Source organism: Candidatus Obscuribacterales bacterium (assembly GCA_036703605.1).
Lineage (GTDB): Bacteria > Cyanobacteriota > Cyanobacteriia > RECH01 > RECH01 > RECH01.
In genome coordinates this window covers 1-1,082 of sequence record DATNRH010001029.1, presented here as the reverse complement: position 1 = coordinate 1,082, position 1,082 = coordinate 1, and the positions used below count along the sequence as shown (strand labels likewise).

Sequence of the window (1,082 nt, the reverse complement as noted above, 5' to 3'; positions counted from 1 at the left end):
GGAGTTTGCCGCTGTCATGGTTGACCACATCGTGCCGCCTTACCGCGCCCTGATGGAGAGCTATGACAAAGCTCAATCCGTGCAACAAGATGGACTAGAAACCAAGCTCGATCGACAAATGGCACATGTGTAAAAGCATCTAGTTACAACACGCACAAAGTAAAATAAGGGAAGGCAAGGAGTTGGTTATCATTCCTCGTCCTGCCTTCCCGATCAGAGTATCTGTAACGCCCCAACAAGCGGGCTAAGATTTGGCTACGGATCGTTGCGATCGCGCAGCCTGTGCACAGCACGTATCGCCTTTTCCAACCCATCTAAATACGTCTGTTCCCGTTGCTTCACTAAGTCCAAAACCAGTTGATGCAGGTTTTGTTCACGCGATACAGTCGGGTGACTCAACGAGGAAGCCTCGATCGCCTCACACTGGGCTAGCTTTTCTTGCCGTGCTTCCAGTTCCTGCTCTAGCAGGTGCATGATCGCTTCGTTAGGCAACTGAGCCGCAAAATAGAGTTGCACCAGCAACGGCTCTCGCAACACGGGCAACGGATGATGTGTCTGAAGCCAGTGGGTTAACGCTGCTTCGCCTGCTTGGGTAATTTGGTAAACCTTGCGGTTAGGGCGATCGTGCTGAATCTCAACGGTACAGGTAATCCACGCCTGGGACTCCAGTTTGTCTAACGTCCGATAAATCTGGGCCTGATCGGCTGGCCACAGATGAGAAATGCAATCGTCAAAGCAATCGGTTTTGAGGTCGTAGCCGGTTCGCTCCTGTTGCTGGAGCAGACCCAGGATTACATGGGCAAGAGACATAGGTGGTTTACCGAACGAACAGGGAGGACAAGCCCTACCCATAGAATTTATATCCTTCTATGCTACTATATGATTAGTCATATATAGGATACATCTTATAAACTGTCTGCCTGGAGGCACTTGTATGACAACGCAAACGCAAACGCTCCGAACCATTGCTGGCATCATCAATAGTGTAGAAACGCTTGAAGGAGCAGGCTTCCTGGTGCGTCGTCCCTTTCCCAAGAGTAGCTTTTCCGAATTTGACCCCTTTCTCCTCCTCGATGAACTGG

1 protein-coding gene is annotated in these 1,082 nt (G+C 50.4%); it reads right to left on the bottom strand.

Annotated features, from left to right (window positions below; translation table 11 throughout):
* Window positions 1-255 precede the first annotated feature (255 nt).
* Window positions 256-810 (bottom strand): PadR family transcriptional regulator, encoded by a 555-nt coding sequence (locus V6D20_21010; protein ID HEY9818261.1) that lies wholly within the window; start codon window positions 808-810, stop codon window positions 256-258.
* Window positions 811-1,082: the final 272 nt, after the last annotated feature.

Excerpts from the sequence above, each read along its gene's own strand:
- V6D20_21010 (HEY9818261.1), bottom strand. The coding sequence starts at position 810 with ATGTCTCTTGCCCATGTAATCCTGGGTCTGCTCCAGCAACAGGAGCGA.